Consider the following 15,766-nt stretch of genomic DNA (forward strand, 5'->3'; position numbering starts at 1 on the left):
GGTGGGGGTGGGGCGGGGCTGCTGGGTTGAGTTCGGAGTGCGGGTGCGTGGGGGTTGCTCGCGCAGTTCCCCGCGCCCCTTAAGAGCGCCTCGGCTGGTCCGACATTCAGGGGCGTGAGGTAGTGGCTTTTAGGGGCGCGGGGAACTGCGCGACCAGCCACGACGGCGCAGCAGCCGCGCAACGACAGATCCCGGCACTCCCTACCGCGCCGCACCCCCCGTCGCGCCGCACCCCCGTCGGGGTGATCTTCCCCCGCCCTGCCAAGTCACGCACCGGACCAACCCCGAGTGCCCCGCAAACTCCGGGAAGAACAAGCCGCCACCCAGTCACCCCGCGCGGCAAGAACGGAGCCACCTTGCGAACCCCGGCCCGCCGAGCCCTCCTCGTCACCCTCCTCGCAGGACTCTGCTGCGCCGGCGCCACCCGCGACGTACCGGAACCCTTCTGGACCGCCCCCGACTCCCGAGCCGCGCAGCAAGCGACCACATGGCGAGGGGCCGGTCGAACAGCCGACGCCACGCTGATGGACCGCATCGCCGTCAGACCCGAAGCCGAGTGGCTCAACGGCCCCAACCCCGGCCCACTCGTCCGCGCCCGCACCACCGCCGCCACCCAGGCCGACCGCACCGCCGTACTCGTGGCGTACTACATCCCGAACCGCGACTGCGGCCAGTACTCCCTCGGCGGCGCCCCCACCGCGGCCGCCTACCGCGCCTGGATCGACGAGTTCGCGACCGCGCTCGGCGACCGGGGCGCCTACGTGATCGTCGAACCGGACGCGGTCGCCCAGGTGGTCGCCGGCTGCACCCGAGTCGCGGCGAACGACCGCTACGCCCTGCTCGCCCACGCCGTCGACCGCCTCAAACGCCAACCGCACACCCACGTCTACCTCGACGCAGGCAACTCCGGTTGGATCCCCGAGGCCTGGCGACTGGTCACCGCGCTCAAGGCGTCCGGGGTCGCCCGCGCCGACGGCGTAGCCCTGAACGTCTCCAACTACCAGACGGACAAAGCGAGTTCCACGTACGGCGACCAGCTCTCCAAAGACCTCGCCGGCAAGCACTACGTCATCGACACCAGCCGCAACGGCAACGGCCCCTACACCGGCACCGACGCGTGGTGCAATCCACCCGGCCGCGCCCTGGGCACCCCGCCGACGACCCGCACCGACAACCCCCTCCTCGACGCCTACCTCTGGATCAAACGCCCCGGCGAGTCCGACGGCACCTGCCGGGGCGGCCCGGCGGCGGGCCAGTGGTGGCCGTCGTACGCCCTGGAACTGGCCCGCAACGCCGGTCCCTGACAGACGACTTGGAGCCCATCGCCGAGAACCCGTGACTTACGACTCGGGCTCCCACACGTACCGCACGTCCGGCTCCCGCTCCTCGTTGCCGCTGCCGTCCGTGAACTCGACGGCGACGAAGCCGTGCCGCTCGTAGAACCGGTGGGCGGGCTTGTTCACCTGGAAGGTCCACAACTGCAGGCCCCCTGGACTCCGTTCCTTCGCGAGCGCGACGAACCGGTCCCCGAGGCCTCGCCCGCGCCAGTCCGGTTCGAGGTACAGCTGGGACAACTCGTCGCCGTTGACCACCATCAGCCCCACGATCCCGCCGCCGTCCCCCGCGTCGGCCACCCAGATCTCCCGCAACGGCACGACGACGTCCCGGAAGTAGTCCCGCACTTCGTCGGCGGACCGCGGACTGACGACGGTCGGTAGCGCGGCGGCGAACGAACGCAGCCATACGTCCGCTGCGGGGCGCGCATCGGGGCCGGCCGCCCGACGGATCGTGACGACGACCTCAGAGCCGGGGTTCACGACCGCGCCACCTCCTCCTCTCGCTCTACCTTTCGCTCTCCCTCTTCCTCATCCGGTACGACGGCCGTCGCCGTGATCTCCACGAGCTGCCCGGTGTACCCGAGGCAGGCCACGCCGACGAGCGTGGACGAATGCGGCCCGGCGCTGAGACCGGAGGCCTCGACCACCTCCCACACGGCGGACAACACCGAGGGTTCGCTGCTGACGACGTACACGTCCGTCGCCACGACCTGCCCCAAGTCGCTGCCGACCGCCCGCAGTTGCTCACCAAGATTCACCAGCACCTGCTCGGCCTGCCGCACCGCGTCCCCCTCGCCGACCAAGCTGCCGTCGCCGTCGAGCGGAACAGCTCCGGCGAGGAAGGCGAGCTTCGTACCGGCTTCGACGACGGTGACGTGGGAGTACGTGGGTGGCGGGAAGAGGGTGGGGACGGTGACGCGTTCGAGCACGGGGTCTCCCAGGGAGGGGTCGCCGGCGTGGGGGCGACGGTCGGCGCAGTACGGGCATCACCCGATCACGTCGACGACGGCGCCCGCACTCCAATTTCTCCCCCGTCCGCCGACGTCTCCAGCCATGTCATTCGGGAGGTGGACCGAACTCCCGTTCAGACAGCCGGCGTTCGCACTCCTGAGCAAGGAGCGGGTACGCCTCGGTGATGGCCGCGTAGACCCGCCGCCGGAGCAATTCCTCGGCCGCGATCCGCGTCAGCACCTCCCGTCGCCTGCGTCGAGCAGCGACCCGCGCGGCGGCGGACCGCCGTGCGGCAGCCGCCGACACGGCCCGGAACTCCTCGCTCCGCTCGGCGGCCTCGACCCGTTCGACGCAGTACAGCCGGATCCGCGGAGCCGCCCGGACATGCGGATTGACCCGGAACTGATCGGGTTCACCAAGCAGTTGACGCACCATCCCGGCCGTCCATCCCCGCGCACGCAACCCGGCCACGGAGAGATGCGTACGGGCAGCGGTGTCCGAGTCGCCGCCGCCCTCCGATCCCTGCGCCTGCCCTTGCTCCCGCCCTTGCCCCTGCCCCTGCCTACTCTCGTTCGTCTCGTGCGCTGCCATCGACCGCTCCCCGTGGTGACTCTCAGTGACCACTCCAGTGAAGCGCGCGCCACTGACAATCGGCCGAGGCTGTCCGGTCGCGGGGCGGAAACGCGTCGCGCCGAGCAGCGTCGGCTGCGTACGCTTCCGGAGATTCCCGCCCCCTGAGCCCGCCCCCTGAGCCAGCCGCCTGATCCGGCGATCGGAGCCGCACCCATGCCCTCGCTCACCGACGCGGAGTTCCTCGACACCACCGCCGACCGTCTCGCCACCCTCCCCACCGTCCGGGCCGTAGCCCTCGGCGGCTCCCGTGCCCAGGGCATCCACCGACCCGACAGCGACTGGGACTTGGCGGTCTACTACCGCGGCCCCTTCGACCCCGCCGACCTCTGTGCCCTCGGCTGGGACGGCGAGGTGTCCGAGGTCGGCGGTTGGGGCGGCGGGGTCTTCAACGGGGGAGCCTGGCTGACGGTCGACGGGCGGCGCGTGGACGTCCACTACCGCGATCTCGACGTGGTCGAGCACGAGTTGGCGGAGGCCGACGAAGGGCGTTTCCGGGTGGAACCGCTGCTGTTCCACCTCGCCGGGATTCCCAGCTACCTGGTCGTCGCCGAACTGGCGATCAATCGCGTGCTGCGCGGTGAACTCCCGCGGCCCGCCGGGTATCCGGAGAAACTCCGGCGGACAGCCCACGAGCGCTGGTACTCAACTGCCCTTGCCACGCTCGCCTATGCGAGGGCCAACCACGCGCCGGACGGCCGCCGCACCGAGGTCGCCGGAGCCATCGCCACCGCCGCCGCGCAGACCGGCCACGCGGTGCTCGCCGCTCGCGGGGAGTGGGTGACCAACGAGAAGCGGCTGCTGGACCGGGCGGGACTGCGAGAAGTGGACCGCATCGTCGCGTCCCTGGGCGCGGGATCCGGCCCGGACGCGTCGGCGGAGGCGGTCGAAGCCGCGGAGTCCCTTTTCCGTACGGCGTGTTCGGGGCAGTCGACGGACCGATAACCCTTGGGGAAACGGCAGTTGTCGCTGCTACGGTCGCTCCCGTGGCGAAACTCAATCAGATCATCGCAGTAGAGAAGGGCGTCAAGTCCAAGGCCCACCAGGACCTGACGGCGGCTCACCACGGGTTGCAGAAGCCCGCGTTGCTGGCCGGTATCTCGCGGACGTACCAGCCCAAGGACGAGGAGGGCGAGCAACTGCCGCCCGAGTCCACGCGGGTGCAGGTGCAGGCCGAGGACGTGTTGCGGGAGACCGCGGCCACCCTGTCACGGCTGTTCGACGTGACCGCCACGAAGGACTGGGCCAACTGCGCCGCGCGGGCGGACGTGACCGTGGACGGGCGGGTGCTCGTCGCCGACGTTCCCGTGTCCTATCTGCTGTTCCTGGAGAAGCAGTTGGTCGATCTCACCACGTTCGTACGGAAGTTGCCGCTGCTGGACGCGTCCGAGTCCTGGCTCCAGGACCCGTCGACCGACGCGTGGAAGACGGAGCCCGTGCGCACGCTGCGGACCAAGAAGGTGCCGCGCAACCATGTGAAGGCGGAGGCGACCGACAAGCATCCCGCTCAGGTCGAGGTGTACTACGAGGACATTCCCGTCGGTTACTGGACGACGGTGAAGTTCTCGGGAGCCCTTCCCGCCCGCCGCGTCAACGAACTCCTCGACCGCGTCGAGAAGTTGCAGCAGGCCGTGAAGTTCGCCCGCGAAGAGGCGAATGGCTCCGACGTCGTCGACCAGCGGGTCGGTGACGCCGTGTTCGGCTACCTCTTCGGGTAGCCTTCCAGACTCCCCGGTCCTTTGTGACCGGGGTGCGCGAGGAGCGCAAAGCTGAAACTGAAGCTTGTCATGACGGCACGGTCGGGACACTGAATCCCGCCCGTGATCAATCTCAGACTCTCGCTCCAGACTCAGCATTCGCCGCCGATCGCCGGATCGACCGGGCCCAGGCCCCGCACGTCGAAATGCCGGTTCAAGTCCGGCCCGCGCAGCTCGATGCGCGGTGGTCCAAAGGCAGGACGCGGCGACATCATGACTGACCTGGGTCCTCAAGCGTGCCGGCGTGCCGCATGGGCGGCATCACAGGGTCCGGGGGCAGGCTACGCCCCCGGATCCGCTCCCCGCCCGCTCCCCATTCGCTCGCCGCCCGCTCCCTTTCGGGCCCACTTCCGCCCCCGCCGCCGCTGCCCTCCGGGCTCTTCCCGGCTTCCTCCCGGTCTCTTCCCGGTGTTGCGTTCCGGCGTTGCGTTCATAAAGAAAGCGGCTTTACGGCCAACCTTCACACCCCCGAAATGCGCACGGCCCGTTCCGCACGCGTACCCGAACTACCGTGGACACCACAGCCTCAGCCCCGGCCACCGTCGCCCGAAGGCACACCCCGCCCTCGTCAAGACAGGAGCCCTGTGTCCCGTCGCACCGACGCGTTCTCGCTTCCGCCCTGGCTCGCCCACACGCTCCGTGCCCAGCGCGGGCCGGTGCCCTGGAGCGCGGTCACGCGAGGGGCGCTGGCCGCCGGGCCGCTGCTGACGGTCGCCGTACTCGTCGGGCATACGTCCCTCGGAGTGCTGGCCGCGCTCGGGGCGATGCTCGCCGGGATCAACGACCGGCCCGGCAGCCGACGGGCCTCGGTCAAGCGGCTCGGTGGGCCCGCGCTCGCGGGAGCCGCGGGGCTGCTGATCGGGACGTACACCGGGGCACATGTCGGGGCTGTCGTGCTGACGCTGCTCTTCACCGGGATCGGGCTGATCGCCGGTGGATTCATTGCCATCGGGCCGGTCGCGTCCGGCGCCGGTACCCAACTGCTCGTCGCCTCCGCCATCGGCGCCGGCATGCCCCTGCCCGAACCCGGATGGCAGCGCGCCCTCGCGTTCCTCGCCGGGGCCGCCTGGCTGGTGCTGCTGCGGCTGGCGCTGCCCACGCCCGGCGCGATCGCCGGTGACTACCGGTTCGACGGCGAGCGGGACGCCGTAGCCGCCGTGTACGACGCGATCGCCGCGCTGCTCGACGCCAGTGGTGGGGCGGAGGCGACGGGGCGGCGCGCCGCGCTGACCGCCGCGCTCGATCACGCGCAGGACGCCCTCGCCGGGCCCCGGCTGCGGCGGTACGCCAGTTCCATGGCCGAGCGGCGGCTGCACGGGCAGTACGCCGCCGCGCTGCCGCTGGCCGAGGCCGCGACCGCGATCGCCTGGGCGGGGGAGGCGGTCTCGGCACGGGCGGGCGAAGGACCTCGCCGGCTCGCCGTCGCCGTGCGTGACAACGCGCCCACCGGGCCGTTGCCCGCACCCAACCGTTCCGCACCCGCGCTGCGCGCCCTCGACGACGCGCTGTTGCACGCCGCCGACGCCTTCGACCAGGCCGAGGGGAGCGATCTTCATGCGCGCAGGGGTACGGCAACGGGCCTGATCCGTAAGGCATTTGGGGCCGGTGGGCGGGAGTACGGGATCCGGGTCGCCCTCTGTTTCGGGGCCAGTGTCGCCGTCGCGCAGGCGCTGCACCAGGCCCGTTGGTACGGGCAGCACGAGCACTGGTACTGGCTGCCCGCCACCGCCGTCTTCCTCGTCAAGCCCGACCTCGGACCGCTCGCCTCCCGGGCGCTGAGCCGGGCGGCGGGGACCGTGCTGGGGGCGCTCCTCTTCGCCGGGTTCGCCGCCGTACTGCCCCGGCCCGAGGGGCTCGTCGCGCTGGTGGCGCTCAGCGGCGCGCTGATTCCCGTCGCCACCCGGCACTTCGCCGCGCAGACCGCCGTCGTCACCGTCCTCGTGCTGTCCCTCGTGATGGTCGGCGGGGAACCGCAGGCCTCCGCCGGGCGGATCGGCGAGACGCTGCTGGCCTGCGCGATCGTGCTGATCGTCGGGCATCTGCCGATGCCGGGGGAGCGCGGCGGGGGCGTACGCGCCCGGCTCGCCGCCGCGGGCGCCGCCGCGCACGCCTACCTCGTGCACGTGCTGAGCGAGTCCGACGACCGCGCCGAACGCTGGACCCTGCGCCGCGAGGCCTACCGCACGCTCGCCGAGGCCCGCGGCGCGATCGCCGTCTCGGCCGCCGAACTCCCCGCCCTCGCCCGGCACACGGAAGGCACGGACGAGGTCGCGGCCGTTCTCGAACGGCTCGTGGACACGACCACCGCCTGCGCCGTCCATCTCGACGACACGGGCCGGCTCACGTCCCGCCACGTCGAGCAACTCACCGAGTTGCTGGAGGAGTTCGAGCGCGGGCGGGGGCGGGTCGGGCTGCGCGCGATCGAACTGACCATCGCCGTCTAGCCGGTTCGGCTACATAGGGGTCAACTCCACTCGGTCACATGGCGAGTTACTCCACCCGCACCCACACCGGCGCGTGATCCGATCCCGGCGCCTCCCGCCGCTCCGCCGGATCCGGGCCCACCGACGGCAGCCGCAACGTTCCCTCACCCGGCAGTCCCGTACCCGCCGCCGTCACCCGGTGGACCAGGTGATGGCTCAGCAGGATGTGGTCGATCAGCTCGCGGCGCCCGGAGTTGATCCGGGAGTAGCGCTGGTCGGCGGGGATCAGCGGGGCCACGTCCCACAGGCGGACCGCGTCGCCCTGGTCGGCCCGGTCGTAGCCCGGCGTGCCGATCTCCGAACCGGGCGGGCCGAGCAGGATCTGGGTGGTCGCGGCCGGCACCTCGTCGTTCATGTCGCCGAGCACCGCCACGTCCCGGATACGGCCCTCACCGGCGAGTAGATCGTCCGCGAGCGCACGCAGGGTCGCCGCCTCGGCGGCCCTCCGGTAGAGGGCGTAGGCGCCGTAGCGGGCCCGTTCGCCCTCGTCGTGCGGGAAGAAACGCCCGCCCGGGTAGGTCAGCAGCTTCGACTTGAGATGGGCCACCGCGACCGTCAGCGGGCCGGTCGCCGTCGTGACCTCCACCGCCAGGAAACCCCGGCCCGCGGTCGGTTCCTCGGCGCCCGAGTCGTCGGACTGCACCGGGCGCAGATGAGTCGGGAACGCGTTCGTGTCGGCGACGACCCGCGGTTCGGTACGGCTGAGGAAGCCGACCCGGATGCCCCGGCCGTCCGGATGCGCGGAGGTGGCGGTGTGCCACTCGCCGTCCAGCAGCCCGGCCAGGTCGTCGAGCGCCGCCGGGTCCCCGACCTCCTGGACGCCGAGCAGCCCCGGGTCCAGTTCGGTGATCACGGCGGCGAGAGAGGCGAGCTTCGTCTCGTACGTGGCCTTGTCCTTGGGGCCGGACGGGCCGCCGGGGCGGTACAGGTTCTCCAGGTTCCAGGTGCCGAGGAGCATGCGGGGCCCCTTCCATAAGCCTTGGGCGTGAAGTTTTGGTCGTGCGCCAGAAGCCTTGGTCGTGAGGCAAGCGTGCTGGTCCGGGGCGGCCCGCGGCAGTGCAACGGCCGGATGCGCGGTTCGGCTCACGCGAGGCGAGGACGACGCCGTACGTTGGAAGAGTGAGCCACTCTCCCGCAGATCTGCTGATCACCGGCTGCACCGTCCTCGTCCACGACGACCAGGAGCGCATCGGCTTCGAGCAGGACGCCGCGATCGTCGTACGGGACGGGCGCGTCGAGTCGGTGACGAGCGCGGCGGATGCGGTCGGCCTCGCCGCCGTCGAACGCATCGACGCGCGCGGGCAGGTCGCCCTGCCGGGGCTGATCAACTGCCACACCCACGCGCCGATGGTCGCGCTGCGCGGGCTCGCGGAGGATCTGCCCACGGAGGAGTGGTTCAACGACGTCGTCTGGCCCGTCGAGTCCAACCTCACTGAAAAGGACGTGGAGTTGGGGGCCCGGCTCGCCTGTGCCGAGATGATCCGCGCCGGGGTCACCTGCTTCGCCGACCACTACTTCTCCATGGACACGGTGGCCGCCGTGGTCACCGAGTGCGGGATGCGCGCCCACCTCGGCGAGGCCTACTTCTCCTCCCAGGGTCCTCAAGGCCGGGAGAAATCCCTGGAGTTCGCGCTACGGCACCGGGGCTCGGCAGGGGGCCGCATCACCACCGCCCTCGCCCCGCACGCCCCCTACACGGTGACCGACACCGACCTCGCCGCCACCGCCCAACTGGCCCTGGAACACGGCCTCCCCGTCCACCTCCACGCCGCCGAGAACCGCGACCAGACCGACACCAGCCTCTCCCGCCACGGCATCACCCCCATCGAAGTCCTCGACCGCGCGGGCCTGTTGGCCACCGACCTGCTCATCGCCCACGGCACCGGCATCAGCGACCGCGACCTCCCCGTCCTGGAGCGCGCGAGCGGCCATATCGCGGTCGCCACCGCGCCCAGGGGATACCTCAAGTTCGCCTGGCCGGACACCACTCCGATCCGCGCCCTGCGCGCCATCGGCATCCCGGTCGGGCTCGCCACGGACGGCGCCGCCTCCAACAACTCCCTTGATGTGTGGGAGTCGATGGCGCTCACGTCGCTGGTGCAGAAGTCCACCGAAGGTGATCCGCGGTGGCTGACGTCCCGTCAAGCTCTGCACCACGCAACCCTCCAGAGTGCGCGGGCGGTCGGACTCGGTGACTCGATCGGGTGCATCGCGCCGGGGCGCCGGGCCGACATCGTCCTCGTCGACCTCACCGGCCCGCACACTCAGCCCGTCCACGACCTCGCCGCCACCCTCGTGCACAGCGCCCGTTCCGCCGACGTGCGCACCACGATCGTCGACGGCCGGGTGCTCATGCGCGACCGCGAGCTGCTCACCCTCGATGTGCCCGCTGTCGTACGGGAGTTGGGGGAGCGGCTGCCCGCCCTCGTGGACCGGAGTCACGGTCGGCGCATCCAGGAATACGACACCTGAGCCGCGCCTCTACGCTGGGCGCATGGATCTCGCGGACGGCCTTCTCGACCACCCGTACGACGTGTACCGGCGCCTGCGCGACAGCGCCCCCGTGCACCGCATCGCCGGCCCCGACGGCACCCCCGCCTGGCTCGTCACCCGGTACGACGACGTGCGGACGGCGCTGGCCGACCCGCGGCTCTCGCTGGACAAGAGGCATGCCACGGCCGGGACTTACAAGGGGTTCTCGCTGCCGCCCGCGCTCGACGCGAACCTCCTCAACATGGACCCGCCGGACCACACCCGTATCCGGCGCATGGTCGGCCGCGCGTTCACCCCGCGCCGAACGGAGCGGCTCCGTAAGCCGATTCGGCGCACCGCCGACCAACTCCTCGACGCGTTGGGGGAGGAGGGCGACACCGACCTCCTCGCCTCCTACGCGGCGCCCCTCCCGATCACCGTCATCTGCGACCTGCTCGGCGTGCCCGACCGGCACCGGCGGGACTTCCGGGTGTGGACCGACACCCTCGTCGCGCCCGCCCCCGGGACACCGCCCGAGGCCGGCAAGCGCGCGGTCGTCGCGATGCTCGGCTTCTTCACCCAACTCCTCGCCGACAAACGGGAAGAGCCCGGTGACGACCTCCTCTCCGACCTGATCGCCGTGCGCGACGAGGGCGACCGGCTCAGCGAGGACGAGCTGATGTCCCTGGCCTTCCTCATCCTCTTCGCCGGGTACGAGAACACCGTCCAGCTCATCGGGAACGCGGTGCTCGCCCTGCTGCAACACCCCGATCAGCTGGCCGCGTTGCGCGCGGACCCAACCCAACTCCCAGCGGCCGTAGAAGAGTTCCTGCGCTACGAAGGGCCCGCGCTGCTCGCCATCCGGCGCTTCCCGGTCGAGGACGTCACCATCGGCGGGGTCACGATCCCCGCCGGGGAGACGGTGTGGGTGTCGGCGTCCGCCGCGAACCGTGACCCGGGCCGGTTTCCCGACCCCGACCGGCTCGACCTCGCCCGCGACACCTCCGGGCATCTCGCGCTCGGCCAGGGCATCCACTACTGCCTGGGCGCACCGCTCGCCCGCGCCGAGACGGAGATCGCGCTGGCCGCGCTGCTGGAGCGGTTCCCGCGGCTGGAGTTGGGCGTGGGGGAGGGCGAGGTGCGGTGGCGGCCGTCGCTGCGCGCGCGGGGGCTGCTCGCGCTTCCGGTGTCGTACGGGAAGAGCCTCCGATGACGTACGCGACGAAGTTCCTCTGAACATCCCCCGACCCTCTGAAAATCTCTCCGAGAAACTTTTCGACGCGGCGATGAGTTCCCGTCCTCCCTCCGGTCCACCCCTCAACGGACCGTTGTCACAGGAGGGCCCCATGTCGCTTCCGGAGATCGTCTCGCGTGCGCAGTGGCGCGCGGCGCGCGAGGAACTGCTGGTCAAGGAGAAGGCGGCCACGCGTGCGCGGGACGCGCTCAACGCCGAGCGGCGCGGGCTGCCCATGGTGGAGATCGACAAGGAGTACCTCTTCGAGGGCGGCGACGGGAAGGCAACCCTGCTCGACCTCTTCGAGGGGCGCGGCCAACTCGTCGTCTACCACTTCATGTTCGCGCCCGAGTGGGACGCGGGCTGCCGCAGCTGCTCGGCGTTCCTCGACCAGATCGGGCACCTGGCCCATCTGAAAGCACGCGGCACGACGTTCGCCGCCGTGTCGAGGGCGCCGTACACGAAGATCCTGCCGTTCAAGGCGCGGATGGGGTGGACGCTGCCCTGGTACTCGTCCAGCGGCGGGAGCTTCAACTGGGATTTCGAGGTCACGTTCGACGGGGACGGGGAACTCGTCGAGCGGCCCGGCGTCAGTTGCTTCCTGCGGGACCGCGACCGGGTGTTCCACACCTACTCGACCTATGAGCGCGGGCTCGACGGGCTCGGCTCGACCACCACCTTCCTGGATCTGACCGCGCTGGGGCGGCAGGAGGTGTGGGAGGTGCCCAAGGGGCGCGCGTCGGCGCTCGGGGCGCCTGCGGGCAGTGAGCGCGTCCGCTATCACGACGAATACGAGGATTGACCCGGAAGGTGATGCGGGTTGACGCGGGCTGTGTGCGGAAAGTGTGCGGCCGGGTGTCGACTATGTCTCAGTACCGTCACTTCCCGAGCCGTTCACCGTACTGTCGGCGTTTAACTCTATGAGGCTTCACGAAGCTCTCCGAGTTTCAGCACGACAGGGAGGTACAGGGTGAACGGGCGAACGGTGCTTGAGCGTTTTCCCGCCGGCGGGCCGCGTGGCTCGTGGCCGGCGGAGGAGTTCGCGCAGGCGCGCCGTCTGGAGGGCCTGCAGGCTGAGGTCGTCATGGACATCGCGACCGACGCGTTCCTGGTTGTCGTGCGCAGCGGCGACGTCGTGGACGCCGCCGCCTGAGAGGTCAGCCCGCCTTCGGGGCGGGCACCTTCACCGTGAACTGGTCCGCCTGGAGCGCGTACAGCTCCGCGTACACCCCGCCGCTCGCGAGCAGCTCGTCGGGCGTCCCGGACTCCACCAGCCGCCCCTGGTCCAGGACATGGACCAGATCCGCGTGGCGTACGGACGCCAGCCGGTGCGTGATCAGCACCACCGTCTGACCGGTGCCGGCCAGCGCGCGGATCTTCTCGAAGACCTCCAGCTCGGCCCGGGCGTCGAGGGCCGCGGTCGGCTCGTCCACGATCAGGATGCGGCCCTTGCGGTAGGCGGCCCGCGCGATGCCGAGCCGCTGCCACTGACCGCCCGACAGCTCATGTCCGCCGCTGAAGCCGCGGGCCAGCAGCGTGTCCAGGCCGCGCGGCAGATCCGCGACCACCTCCTGCGCACCGGCCTCGGCGACCGCACCGGCCAGCCGCTCCTCGGTGATCGGCGTCGCCGACCGCCCGACGGCCACGTTGACGCGGGCGGTGAACGGCCAGCGCTTGAAGTTCTGGGCCACCATCGCGATCCGGTCGGCGAGTTGCCGCCGGTCCACGGTCACCGCGTCCACGCCGTCCCACAGGATCCGGCCCCGGTCGGGGCGGTACAGCCCGGCCAGCAGCTTGACCAGGGTCGTCTTGCCGGAGCCGTTCTCACCGACCAGCGCGATGATCCGGCCGAGCGGCAGGGCGAGGGAGACATCGTCGAGCGCGGGGTGGGTGGCCTCGCCCGGGTAGCTGAACGTGACGTTCTCGAAGCGGATCTCCCGCGGTTCCTCGGGCAGCGCCGCCCCGCCGACCGGGATCGCCCGCTCGGCCGCCTCCACGTACAGCTTCTGCAGATCGCCCACGAACAGGGACTCCTCGTGCAGCTGGTTCACCGCCAGGACGAGGGTGTCGAGGCTCGCGGAACCGGTCCGGATCGCGATCACCGCCGTACCCGCCACCGAGAGCGCCATCGCCCCGGACAGCAGCAGCCCGCCCAGCGTCGCGTACGTCGCCGCCGTCGCGAGGCCCGTCCAGGTCGCCGCGATCAGCCCCGTGCGGGCCGTGAGCCGGGCCAGCCGGGCCTGTTCCGCCTCCGCGCTCTCCGACATCTCGTGGAAGTGGTGCAACAGGAACGGTCCGACGCCGTGCACCCGGATCTCCGGAGCCGCCTCCGGCTCGGTGAGCAGCGAACCGATGAGACGGCCGGCGCGGACGTGCTGCACCCAGGTGTGGAACGACTCGTAGTGGCGCCGCGCGTTCGTCAGCGCGCCCCACGCGCTCGGCACCGTCATCGTCGCCAGCAGCGGGAGCAGCGCCGGGTGCAGCACGGTCAGTACGCCCGCCGCCGCGACCAGTGAGATCAGCGCGTTCATGACATTCGTCGCGTACGAGATCATGTGGCGGGCCGACATGGCGCCGTACTGCGCGGTGTCCAGCAGCTTGTGGAACGCGTGGTCCTCGATCGCGGCCAGCTCCACGGCCGCCGCCCGCTCCAGATACAGCTCGGTGGCGACCCGCTCCACCTTCGGCTCCAGCCGCCCGGTCGCATACGTCGACGCGGCCCGCAGCAGCGTGCCCACCACCATCACGGCGGCCATCGTGACCAGCGCGGGGGCGGCACCGCGCAGCCGGTCCGCGATGGCCCCGCCGCTGATCAGCCGCCCCAGCACGCTGTTGACGGCGAGCAGACTCACCGCCTGGGTGACACCCCGGCACGCCTCGGCGACCAGCACGGTACGCACGGCCCGCGGATCGGCCTGCCAGGCCAGCCGGAAACTCGACCGCAGCATCGCCGGCAACCGCGTCACCATGGACCGGAAACTCAGCTCCAGAAACGCGTCGTTGTGCTGACTCCACCCCGTGTCGTACCGCAAGGGCCCACCAAACAGCAGCCGCTCCGACGCGGACGGCTCCCCCGGCCCCGAGTCCCCCTTGCCCTTGCTCCCCACCACCGACCTCCCCCGCTCATGGACGAACGAACGGCCACTATCGCGGGGTGGGAGGGGTGCGGGGGAGAGCGCGGAAGGGAGGGGCGAGGACGCGCGGGCGTACGCCGGGAAGGCGGAGGGGCGGGGCTCCGCCGAGTGGGCGGCCGGGCGCATCGCGCCCAAAAGGGGCGCGGGGCTGTATCGATGTGCGGCTCCGCCGCGTGGGCGCGACCAGCCCCCACCGAACCCGCAGACGAAAACCGCTCACCCCGGGCCCCGCCCCTACCGACCCCGCAGAAAATCCCGCTCAACCCGCGGAGCGCTACGCACTAATGGGCCGCGACCAAGAAGGCGTAGTCCCCGTAACCCGACACACCGCCAGGTACAACGGAATCGGCGGCGTATACGGCAACTTCCCGTCCGGCTTGTGGATAAGACCGGGCGCGCGAGGCGAGTCCGGCACCAGCGCCCCCGTCGTGTACCGAGCCGGCGCAGGCCAGTCCAGGGCGTAGTCGGAATCGGACGGCACGATCCACCACCAGTGCGTCTCGTCGGCGTAGACACAGCCGACGCGCGGCAGGCGAGGCAGGACCAGTGGTCCGAAGTGCGCGGGGACCGCGACGGCGTCGCAGCCGAGCGGAGCCGTCATACCCTCGGGTACGGCCAGGCGGCGCGGCGCACCCGGCCCGTGCAGCGCGCGCCCCAGCCGGACCAGCGTGTCGAGACTGAGCACCTGGCCGGGACGAGACCCGCCGCTCACACCCATTCGACCCCCGTACCGAAGTCCCCGAGTCCACCGGATCCCTTGATCGCACCGGTGCCTCTGAGCCCAGCGGAATCCCTGAACCCGCCGGACTCCACGAACCCGCCGGACTCCACGAACCCACGGGACTCCGTGAACTCACCGGATTCCCCGGTCTCCGCGGAGTCCGGGAGGTCGCCGGCGTCCTGGTGTCCCCGGCCCCTGAAGAGGCCGGTGGCCTCCTGACCGAGGCCCCCGAAGTGGCCCGCGCCCTCCCGGCCCCGCGTACCGGAGCCGGCCCCACCACGAGCAGGGCCGCCTCCGGTTTCGTGCTCCCGGCCCCCGAAGCCGCCGAGATCCGGACCTCCGAAGTCGCCGGCACCCCCATGCCAGCCGCCGGAGGCACCCCCATGCCCCCGCCCCGGAAAAACGCCCAGATCCTCGAAAGCCCCGAAGTGTGCCGTCGCCTCGTCCTCGTCGCCCGAACCGCCCGACGAGCCCGGCTTGGGTCGTGCGCCCCAGCCCAGGTCGTTGCGCGGTACGGAACTGTCGAGGCCGGGGGCCGGGTGGTGGCCGTGCGCCGGGTCCGCCTGCCGTGGCAGGTCGGCCCAGACCAACAGGCCAGGTCCGTGTTCCTGAGCGCCCCAGGCCCGGCAGAGCCCGTCGATGAGAAGCAGTCCCCTCCCGTGCTCCTCATCCGGCCGCTGCGGGGACGGGCGAGGTTCGCCGGGAGCGCAGCCCTCGTCACGGACAGCTATCCGCACCAGGTCGTCGCCATCGTGCAGCTCGCAGACTATGTGGCTGCTCGCGGTGTGCACGATCGCGTTGGTGACCAGCTCGGAGACGACCAGTACCGCCGTGTCGCAGGTGTCCTCGCAGACGGACCAGCCGGACAGCCGGGCCCGCGTCAGGCGTCTCGCCTGGGCCGGGGAACCCGGATGGGCGGCCAGCTCGAACCGGAACCGGCGCTCGGCAGCGGCCCCACCAGGGACGGCTCCCGCGGCGGCACCGAGACCGAGGCGGCCTGCGGCGGCGTCTGTTCCTAAGGGCGGGGACGGAATCACGCTTGCCACT

Annotated in this window: 14 protein-coding genes and 1 pseudogene; 8 read left to right on the forward strand and 7 right to left on the reverse strand. The window is 71.6% G+C overall.

Translation table 11 applies throughout. The features are described from left to right. Positions 1-356 precede the first annotated feature (356 nt). Positions 357-1,304 carry a glycoside hydrolase family 6 protein gene (locus SPR02S_RS56560; protein WP_052347067.1) on the forward strand — a complete coding sequence of 316 codons (948 nt, stop codon included), beginning with the start codon at positions 357-359 and terminating at the stop codon, positions 1,302-1,304. A gap of 36 nt (positions 1,305-1,340) precedes the next feature. Here the strand turns inward: SPR02S_RS56560 and SPR02S_RS28570 are convergent, their stop codons facing one another. The 3 genes from SPR02S_RS28570 to SPR02S_RS28580 all read right to left on the reverse strand — a co-directional run bounded on the left by SPR02S_RS28570 (position 1,341) and on the right by SPR02S_RS28580 (position 2,879). Beyond that, positions 1,341-1,817, reverse strand: a complete 477-nt coding sequence (locus tag SPR02S_RS28570; RefSeq protein ID WP_019060443.1) for a GNAT family N-acetyltransferase — start codon at positions 1,815-1,817, stop codon at positions 1,341-1,343. After that, complete coding sequence (locus SPR02S_RS28575; RefSeq protein WP_019060444.1) at positions 1,814-2,266, reverse strand: RidA family protein; 453 nt, start codon at positions 2,264-2,266, stop codon at positions 1,814-1,816. Before SPR02S_RS28575 ends, SPR02S_RS28570 begins: the two co-directional genes overlap by 4 nt. A gap of 127 nt (positions 2,267-2,393) precedes the next feature. Beyond that, a complete protein-coding gene (locus tag SPR02S_RS28580; protein WP_245607632.1) occupies positions 2,394-2,879 on the reverse strand; it encodes a hypothetical protein in 486 nt (161 codons plus the stop codon). 195 nt (positions 2,880-3,074) lie between these two features. Here SPR02S_RS28580 and SPR02S_RS28585 point away from each other — a divergent pair, with 195 nt between their 5' ends. From SPR02S_RS28585 to SPR02S_RS28595, 3 genes are all read left to right on the forward strand, one after another. Further along, a complete protein-coding gene (locus SPR02S_RS28585) occupies positions 3,075-3,863 on the forward strand; it encodes a nucleotidyltransferase domain-containing protein (protein ID WP_019060446.1) in 789 nt (262 codons plus the stop codon). Between the two features lie 41 nt (positions 3,864-3,904). Further along, the gene (locus SPR02S_RS28590) at positions 3,905-4,636 is read left to right on the forward strand and encodes a DUF7873 family protein (RefSeq protein WP_019060447.1); all 732 of its coding nucleotides are present in this window, start codon (positions 3,905-3,907) and stop codon (positions 4,634-4,636) included. A gap of 623 nt (positions 4,637-5,259) precedes the next feature. Further along, positions 5,260-7,119, forward strand: coding sequence for an FUSC family protein (locus SPR02S_RS28595; RefSeq protein ID WP_019060448.1), 1,860 nt, complete (start codon positions 5,260-5,262; stop codon positions 7,117-7,119). 46 nt (positions 7,120-7,165) lie between these two features. Here the strand turns inward: SPR02S_RS28595 and SPR02S_RS28600 are convergent, their stop codons facing one another. Continuing rightward, positions 7,166-8,116 carry an endonuclease/exonuclease/phosphatase family protein gene (locus SPR02S_RS28600; protein ID WP_019060449.1) on the reverse strand — a complete coding sequence of 317 codons (951 nt, stop codon included), beginning with the start codon at positions 8,114-8,116 and terminating at the stop codon, positions 7,166-7,168. Positions 8,117-8,277: 161 nt separating this feature from the next. On the opposite strand from SPR02S_RS28600, the gene SPR02S_RS28605 reads away from it, so the two are divergent. From SPR02S_RS28605 to SPR02S_RS60525, 4 genes are all read left to right on the forward strand, one after another. Next, entirely contained in the window at positions 8,278-9,630 is a 1,353-nt protein-coding gene (locus SPR02S_RS28605) for an amidohydrolase (RefSeq protein ID WP_019060450.1), read from the forward strand. A 22-nt stretch (positions 9,631-9,652) separates the two neighbouring features. After that, positions 9,653-10,843: a cytochrome P450 family protein gene (locus SPR02S_RS28610; protein ID WP_019060451.1), complete on the forward strand. Its 1,191-nt coding sequence runs from the start codon at positions 9,653-9,655 to the stop codon at positions 10,841-10,843. A gap of 133 nt (positions 10,844-10,976) precedes the next feature. Beyond that, positions 10,977-11,666: a DUF899 domain-containing protein gene (locus SPR02S_RS28615; RefSeq protein ID WP_019060452.1), complete on the forward strand. Its 690-nt coding sequence runs from the start codon at positions 10,977-10,979 to the stop codon at positions 11,664-11,666. A gap of 168 nt (positions 11,667-11,834) precedes the next feature. Then, entirely contained in the window at positions 11,835-12,017 is a 183-nt protein-coding gene (locus SPR02S_RS60525; protein WP_019060453.1) for a DUF8839 family protein, read from the forward strand. Between the two features lie 4 nt (positions 12,018-12,021). Here SPR02S_RS60525 and SPR02S_RS28625 read toward each other — a convergent pair whose 3' ends face one another. The 3 genes and pseudogenes from SPR02S_RS28625 to SPR02S_RS60530 all read right to left on the reverse strand — a co-directional run. Next, positions 12,022-13,974 (reverse strand): ABC transporter ATP-binding protein, encoded by a 1,953-nt coding sequence (locus tag SPR02S_RS28625; protein WP_019060454.1) that lies wholly within the window; start codon positions 13,972-13,974, stop codon positions 12,022-12,024. Between the two features lie 298 nt (positions 13,975-14,272). Beyond that, positions 14,273-14,716 carry a hypothetical protein gene (locus tag SPR02S_RS28630; RefSeq protein WP_020684223.1) on the reverse strand — a complete coding sequence of 148 codons (444 nt, stop codon included), beginning with the start codon at positions 14,714-14,716 and terminating at the stop codon, positions 14,273-14,275. Between the two features lie 440 nt (positions 14,717-15,156). Continuing rightward, a pseudogene (locus SPR02S_RS60530) lies at positions 15,157-15,765 on the reverse strand (ATP-binding protein); the annotation flags it as partial. Between the last annotated feature and the right edge of the window lies 1 nt (position 15,766).

Source organism: Streptomyces prunicolor NBRC 13075, assembly GCF_000367365.1.
Classification (GTDB): Bacteria; Actinomycetota; Actinomycetes; order Streptomycetales; family Streptomycetaceae; genus Streptomyces; species Streptomyces prunicolor.